At 63.7% G+C, this 6,784-nt stretch carries 6 protein-coding genes; 2 read left to right on the plus strand and 4 right to left on the minus strand.

Annotation, left to right across the window (positions count from 1 at the left end):
• Nucleotides 1-967 (minus strand): NAD(P)-dependent oxidoreductase (locus EOA38_RS23805; protein WP_145966045.1); only part of this gene is annotated, 967 nt, incomplete at its 3' end.
• A 115-nt stretch (nucleotides 968-1,082) separates the two neighbouring features.
• The gene (locus EOA38_RS23810) at nucleotides 1,083-1,817 is read right to left on the minus strand and encodes a gamma-glutamylcyclotransferase (protein WP_127300380.1); all 735 of its coding nucleotides are present in this window, start codon (nucleotides 1,815-1,817) and stop codon (nucleotides 1,083-1,085) included.
• A 180-nt stretch (nucleotides 1,818-1,997) separates the two neighbouring features.
• Between EOA38_RS23810 and EOA38_RS23815 the strand changes: the two genes are divergently transcribed.
• A complete protein-coding gene (locus tag EOA38_RS23815; RefSeq protein WP_127300381.1) occupies nucleotides 1,998-2,774 on the plus strand; it encodes a VOC family protein in 777 nt (258 codons plus the stop codon).
• A 254-nt stretch (nucleotides 2,775-3,028) separates the two neighbouring features.
• Here the strand turns inward: EOA38_RS23815 and EOA38_RS23820 are convergent, their stop codons facing one another.
• Complete coding sequence (locus tag EOA38_RS23820; RefSeq protein WP_126093025.1) at nucleotides 3,029-3,517, minus strand: hypothetical protein; 489 nt, start codon at nucleotides 3,515-3,517, stop codon at nucleotides 3,029-3,031.
• 199 nt (nucleotides 3,518-3,716) lie between these two features.
• Between EOA38_RS23820 and EOA38_RS23825 the strand changes: the two genes are divergently transcribed.
• Nucleotides 3,717-4,109, plus strand: a complete 393-nt coding sequence (locus tag EOA38_RS23825) for a DoxX family protein (RefSeq protein WP_127300382.1) — start codon at nucleotides 3,717-3,719, stop codon at nucleotides 4,107-4,109.
• A 26-nt stretch (nucleotides 4,110-4,135) separates the two neighbouring features.
• Here EOA38_RS23825 and EOA38_RS23830 read toward each other — a convergent pair whose 3' ends face one another.
• Nucleotides 4,136-6,577: an FAD-dependent oxidoreductase gene (locus tag EOA38_RS23830; RefSeq protein ID WP_127300383.1), complete on the minus strand. Its 2,442-nt coding sequence runs from the start codon at nucleotides 6,575-6,577 to the stop codon at nucleotides 4,136-4,138.
• Nucleotides 6,578-6,784: the final 207 nt, after the last annotated feature.

The following is a 6,784-nucleotide window of genomic DNA, read 5'->3' on the forward strand; positions in this document are numbered from 1 at the left end:
GGTCCTGCTCGAAGCCGGAGGCGTTCATATGCTCCTGTCCCCGCCGGTAGCAGATCGTCACCTCCTCGGCGCCGAGCAGCTTCGACTGCACCGCGGCATCGATCGCCGTCATGCCGCCGCCGATGACGACAACCCGCCGCCCGACCGGCAGGCTGGAAAGATCGCTCGCTTGCCTGAGTTCCGCGATGAACTCGACGGCGTTGGCGACACCGTCGGCATCCTCACCTTCGGCGCTGAGCGCGTTGACGCCGCCAAGCCCGATGCCGAGGAACACGGCGTCATAGTTGCGGATCAGGTCCGAGAGCTGGAAGTCGCGGCCGAGCGCCTTGCCGTTCTGGATGTCGATGCCGCCGATCGAGGTGACATAGTCGACCTCGGCCTGGGCGAAATCGTCGACGCTCTTATAGGCGGCGATGCCGTATTCGTTGAGGCCGCCGGCCTTCGGCCGCACCTCGAGGATGGTGACGTCATGGCCATGGCGGGCAAGGCGGTGCGCCGCCGCTAGACCCGAAGGCCCGGCGCCGACCACCGCGACCGTCTTTCCGGTCGGCTCGGCGCGCTTGTAGAACTGCTTGTCCTCGTCCATCGCGACGTCGGTCGCGTAGCGCTGCAGCCGGCCGATCTGCACCGGCTTGCCTTCCGCGACCTCGCGCACGCAGACCTCTTCGCACAGCGTCTCTGTCGGGCAGACGCGAGCGCACATGCCGCCAAGGATGTTCTGATCGAAAATCGTCTTGGCCGAGCCCAGCGGATTGCCGGTCGCGATCTGCCGGATGAACATCGGAATGTCGATCGAGGTCGGGCATGCATTCATGCACGGCGCGTCGTAGCAGAAATAGCAGCGATCGGCCTCGACCAGCGCCTCGTGGTGATCGAGCGGCGGATGCAGGTCGGAAAAATTGTCGCCATATTGCTCGGAAGACAGCCGGCCGCCGGCAATGCCTTCGATGAAATGACCAGTCGCCATTCCAGTTCCCCTTTGTTTTCGTTTTGGGGAAGGCTAGCACGTTTTATTTTTTTATCAATTGGTCAATTTTCGACCAAGTCGCTGTAATGGCCAGATAAAAACTTGACAGTTGTTGTCATATTATAGCGGCAACTGCTGTCTCCGACGGCTCGCTGCTTGCGATCCTGTGGCCATGGATCGACCTGATCTCATCGGCGACAAGCTCCTGCAGCCGCCACAGATTGCGGTCACGGATGCCGAACGCTTCCAGATGACTGACGGTGTTGTGGAGATACTCTGCGCCGGAACCGACATGGCCGCACGCGCGCGCCAGCACCCATGCCACCTTCTCCAGCGGCTGTCCGACAGATGTGCCCCTGCCGGTCACGCCGACCCAGAAACCAAGCGCTCGCAACGATCCTTGCGCCGTGCGTACCGGGACCCATCTGACCGAGCTGACGGCCTCGTGATCGTCGATCTCACGCCGCAGCAGTCTTTCGATCTGGGCCGGCTTCTCGCCGTCGGGCAGGCGATAGATCACGCCTTCGCAGCGCCCGCCCCGTTCCAGCGCCATCATCAGGCCAGGCTGCGCGGCGCTGCCCCTCCAGCGCACCAGGTCCAGGCAGAAGGAGCGATGCCAGCCATAGGCCGAGGCGCGCCGCTGCTCGACCGATTCGAAGGCCGGCTTCCAGATCAGCGAGCCATAGGCGAACACCCAGAGCGGCCCCGCGTCCGCTTCGCCCGACAGGCGCAAGGCAAGCGCGCGGAAATCGTCGTCGATCAACTGTGTCCACTCTCCGCTCGGACCAGGATCTGCCTCCTCCCGGTGGCACAGAGCGACAAGCTCAGGCGTGAGCGACATTCGGCGCATGGAAAACAAGAGCCCCTCTTTGACGCCAGCAAAGTCGAAAACCGCGGAACACGCAAGATCGCTGGCCCGGCGCGCCTTGCCGTCCACGATTTCCGGCCCAGATGTCGGATTTCTGTCGCCGAGATCGTCCTAGGATGGATCGAAGCGCGATCGCTGCCTGAACCGGTGAGGAGACCGACCATGCCGAATTCCCCAAAACCCTTCTTCTGGTACGAACTGATGACCACCGACCTCGACGCCGCCGAGGCCTTTTACATCGCCGTCGTCGGCTGGAGGGCCGAGCCCTTCGACAAGGCGCCGGGCATGCCCCGCTACATCGTTATGAACTCCAGCATGCGCGGCGTCGGCGGGCTGATGACGATGCCGGAAGACGCCGCCAAGATGGGCATGCCGCCGACCTGGCTGGGCTATATCTATACCAAGGACGTCGACGCCTCGACGAAGGCGCTGCAGGATGCGGGCGGCTCCGTCCACCGCGCACCGGACGACATCCCTGGCGTCGGCCGCTTCGCCGTCGTTGCCGACCCGCAGGGCGCGACCTTCATGTTCCTGCAGCCCAACCAGCCTGCCCAGCCGCCGGTGCCGGCCACCACGCTTGGCCATGTTGGCTGGCACGAGCTTTACACCTCGGACTGGAAGGCGGCGTTCGACTTCTATTCAAGCCAGTTCGGCTGGGAGAGCGCCGGTCAGTTCGACATGGGCGAGATGGGCATCTACCAGACCTTCGGCGCCGGGCCTGAGTCCGGCGGCGGCATGATGAACAAGCCGCCGCAGATCCCGGTCCCGGTCTGGCAGTTCTATTTCAACGTCGACGCGATCGATGCCGCCGCCAAGCGCGTCACCGACAATGGCGGCAAGGTGCTGATGGGGCCGATGGAAGTGCCGAGCGCGCAGTGGGTCGTCCAATGCCAGGACCCGCAAGGCGCTCATTTCGCGTTGCTGGCGCCGGTTCGGTAGAATTGCCGATGTCTCCTGGGGGCGGGACAATCGCATATGGCGGCGACAGTCCCTCACTCCGGCCGCTGCGCGGCCACCTCTCCCATGAACATGGGGGAGAGGTGGCTCGGCGAAGCCGAGACGGAGTGGGGGAGCGCCATGTGCGATTGCCCTGCCCCTCGTGGGAAGATGTGCGGTCCACCCTCCACAATTACTGCGAAGGATAGACAGAACAGAGGGGGCGCTTGTCCCGCCGGCGCTGGCCCTCCCAGGTGTCACTCCGGCGTCAGCACCGCCACTTTGAGGTCGGGCGTCTTCGCGCCGCTGAGCTGCACCGTGGCCGGACCGGCGGACAGCTTGAAGCGTACGCTCTTGCGAATGCCCGGGCAGGTCTTCACGCCGCTGAAACCCGCCGACTTCACGGCATGGCCGTCCTGCACGATATCGATCCAGGCCTCATCGGACAGGCTGAACTGGAGCTCGCCTTCAGGCGGCACGGTCACGCTTGCCGTCGCGCCGAACGTGCCGGCTGCCGGTGCACGTTGCGGCGGCACTTCAAAGCTGACCACGTCGACTGCTGCGAGCGAGAAATCCACCGCTTGCCCGACCGCTAGCGTAGCGCCGGACTGCGCGGCTGGCGCCGCCGGAAACAGAGCCTGCTCTCGCGTGACCGGCCATTTGAAGGAATCGCAGCCCGCGTCGCCGGCCATGGCGAAGCTCGTGCCTGCAAGGAGTGCGAATAGGCTGATGGCGACTTTTTTCATGGCAAAGGGATTCCCGCATGGTTTGGTGTATCCGAATATCAATACAACCACAGGGAGACAATTGCAACTATTGCGAGAGCGCACCAGAGCGATGAAACCATGCCACTCACCGAATGTTGACGGCAGGCGGAGGGAAGTGAGTGGTCCATTGTCGCACGATAACTTATGGCCGGTCGCGAGGGGTAAAATGGAGTTTTAGATGAAGCTTTTTGAAGGTCTCGCCCGCTATCAGCCGCAGGCTCTGGGCGCACTCCGCATCATGACCGCCTTGCAGTTCATCGAACATGGCTCACAGAAGCTGTTCAACTTCCCGATCAGCGCCGAGCCGCATGCCCTCACCGGGCTGACGACGGCTGCCGCCATTCTCGAATTCGCCGGCGGCATCCTGCTGGCCCTTGGCCTTTTCACCCGCCCGGTCGCCTTCCTTCTCGCCGGAGAAATGGCGATCGCCTATTTCATGGCGCACATGCCGCGCGACTTCTTTCCGGTCAACAACGGCGGCGACGCGGCGATCTCGTTCTGCATCATCTTCCTCTATCTGATATTCGCAGGCCCGGGCGCCTTCGCGCTGGACAACCGGCGCAGCGCCTGATCTGCCGAGCCATGCGCGCCTGTTTTTCAGGCGCGCATCCGCTCGAAATTGGCGTCGAACAGCGGCGCCGCTTGAATGCGGGCCGCATGGCGTTTGCCAAGGATTTCTATCTCGAAGCCGTCGGTTTTGTCGGCGATCTCCTTCGGTACGTAGCCCATGGCCACCGACATCTTCGAATGGTGCGCATAGCCGCCGGACGTCACCCAGCCGCGCACGGCGCCGTCATGCCAGATCGCCTCGTCGCCGATGACATCGGCATCGTCTGCCTCGACGATGAAGGCGCGCAGCCTCAGCTTGCCGCCTTGCTTGCGCTCGACGAGCGCTGCTTCCTTGCCGATGAAGTCAACCTCCTTGCCATAGGCGACGAACCGGTCGAGTCCAGCCTCCAGCGGCCCATAAATCGGCCGGTATTCACGCGCCCATGAGCCGTAGTTCTTTTCGAGCCTGAGCGCATTGAGCGCGCGCGAGCCGAACAGGCCGATGCCGAATTCCTCGCCTGCTGCCATCAGCGCCTGGTACGCGGCACGCTGATATTCCGGTGCCACCCAGATCTCGTAGCCGAGATCGCCGGTATAGCTGACGCGGCCGACCAGGCAGGGCGCCATGCCGATATCCATCCTCGCAACCGCCATGAACGGGAACGCGGCGTTGGAGACATCGGTGCGGGTGACTTTGGCCAGCACCTCCCTCGCCTTCGGGCCTGCGATGGCAAGGCCGGCGAGCTTCTGCCCCAGCGCCTCGATGCGCACCGAGCCGTCCTTGGGCAGATGCGCCTCGAACCAGCGCATATGGTACTGCTCGGCAACGCCGGAGCCGGCGATGAACCATTCGTTGCTGTTGGTATTGGGGGCGCCGACATTGGCAAGCGTGAAATCGCCGATCAGCTTGCCATCTTCCTTCAGCATCGGCGCCAGCGTCATGCGGCCAGGCTTGGGTAATTTGCAGGCGAGCACGTGGTCCAGCCAGGCCGCGGCGCCCTCGCCCGAGACCTTGTATTTGGCGAAGCTCGAAATCTCCGACAGGCCGACGCCGTTGCGAACGGCAGCGACCTCGCTTGCGACATGGTCGAAGTCGCTCGAGCGTCGCCACGAGAACTCGTCCTTGACGCCTTCGGGCGCATACCAGAGCGGCACTTCCAGCCCATAGGCCACGCCCCATTGCGCACCCTTGGCCGACAGCGTGTCGTAGAGAGGCGTCGTCTTCAGTGGACGCCCCGCGGGCAGCTCCTCATTCGGGAAGCGGATCGAGAAGCGCCGCGAGTAATTCTCGCGCACCTTGGCGTTGGTGTAGGCCATCGTCGCCCAGTCGCCATAGCGTGCGACGTCCATCGCCCAGATATCGGCGCCGGGATCGCCTTCGATCATCCAGTTGGAGAGCGCGAGGCCAACGCCGCCCCCTTGAGAAAAGCCCGCCATGACGCCGCAGGCGACCCAGAAGCCCGGCAGGCCGCGCACCGGGCCGACCAGCGGATTGCCGTCCGGTGCAAAGGTGAACGGGCCATTGATGATCTGCTTGATGCCCGTCTTCTGGAAGGCCGGAAAATGGCGGAAGCCGACTTCCAGCGACGGCGCGATTCGGTCGATATCCGGCTCCAGCAGCTCATGGCCGAAATTCCAAGGTGTGGAGAATTCGGACCAGACCTTGTTCGCCTTTTCATAGGTGCCCATCAGCATGCCGCCGCGCTCCTGGCGCAGATAGAGCTCGCCGTCGAAATCGACCGCGTGGATGATCTCGGTACCGGTCTTCTTGTTCCAGTCGGCGACCTCCGGCATGTCCTCGGTGATCAGGTACATGTGTTCCATCGCCAGCACCGGCAGCTCGAGCCCAACCATGCGGCCGACCTCGCGCGCCCACAGCCCGCCGGCATTGACGACATGCTCAGCGATCACCTCGCCCTTGTTGGTGATGACGCGCCACAAGCCGTCAGGCCGGCGCACGATGTCCTCGACCTTGGTGAAACGCTCGACCTCGGCGCCCAGTTTCCGCGCCGCCTTGGCATAGGCATGCGTCACGCCCGATGGGTCGAGATGGCCGTCCTCCTTGTTGCGCACCGCGCCGACGAATTGCTTTGGATCGAGGAGCGGCATCAGTTCGGCCGCTTCCTTTGCCGAGATCACCTCGAGGTCGATGCCGAGATAGCGCCCTTTCGAAACGACGCCGCGCAGCCAGTCGAGCCGCGCCTCGGTCGCCGCCAAAAGCACGCCGCCGGTGAGGTGCACGCCCGTCGCCTGGCCGGAAAGCTCCTCGATCTCCTTGTAGAGCGAGATCGTGTATTTCTGCAGCTTGGCGACGTTGGGGTCGCCATTGATGGTGTGCATGCCGCCGGCCGCATGCCAGGTCGAGCCCGAGGTCAGCTCGTCGCGCTCCAGAAGCACGACATCGGTCCAACCGTGGCGGGCGAGATGGAACAGCACCGAGCATCCGACGACACCGCCGCCGATGACCACGACCTTTGCATGCGATTTCATGGGGTTTTTCTCGTTGGTTCAGTGATTTGGATGACTAAATGGATTCAGGATGGGAGGAGCAGATTAACGTTGCGATCCTTCCAACACCCCTCATCCGTCTTGGCGCTTCGCGCCAATCCACCTTCTCCCACAAGGGGAGAAGGAGGGCGCTCAACCTTCTCCCCTTGTGGGAGAAGGTGGCCGAGCGAAGCTCGGTCGGATGAGGGG

It is taken from the genome of Mesorhizobium sp. M1E.F.Ca.ET.041.01.1.1 (assembly GCF_003997355.1).
Taxonomy (GTDB): Bacteria; Pseudomonadota; Alphaproteobacteria; order Rhizobiales; family Rhizobiaceae; genus Mesorhizobium.

Bases quoted from the DNA above. Each gene is read 5' to 3' on its own strand.
- EOA38_RS23810 (WP_127300380.1), bottom strand. From the start codon at position 1,817: ATGCGCCGAATGTCGCTCACGCCTGAGCTTGTCGCTCTGTGCCACCGG.
- EOA38_RS23815 (WP_127300381.1), top strand. From the start codon at position 1,998: ATGCCGAATTCCCCAAAACCCTTCTTCTGGTACGAACTGATGACCACC.
- EOA38_RS23820 (WP_126093025.1), bottom strand. From the start codon at position 3,517: ATGAAAAAAGTCGCCATCAGCCTATTCGCACTCCTTGCAGGCACGAGC.
- EOA38_RS23825 (WP_127300382.1), top strand. From the start codon at position 3,717: ATGAAGCTTTTTGAAGGTCTCGCCCGCTATCAGCCGCAGGCTCTGGGC.
- EOA38_RS23830 (WP_127300383.1), bottom strand. From the start codon at position 6,577: ATGAAATCGCATGCAAAGGTCGTGGTCATCGGCGGCGGTGTCGTCGGA.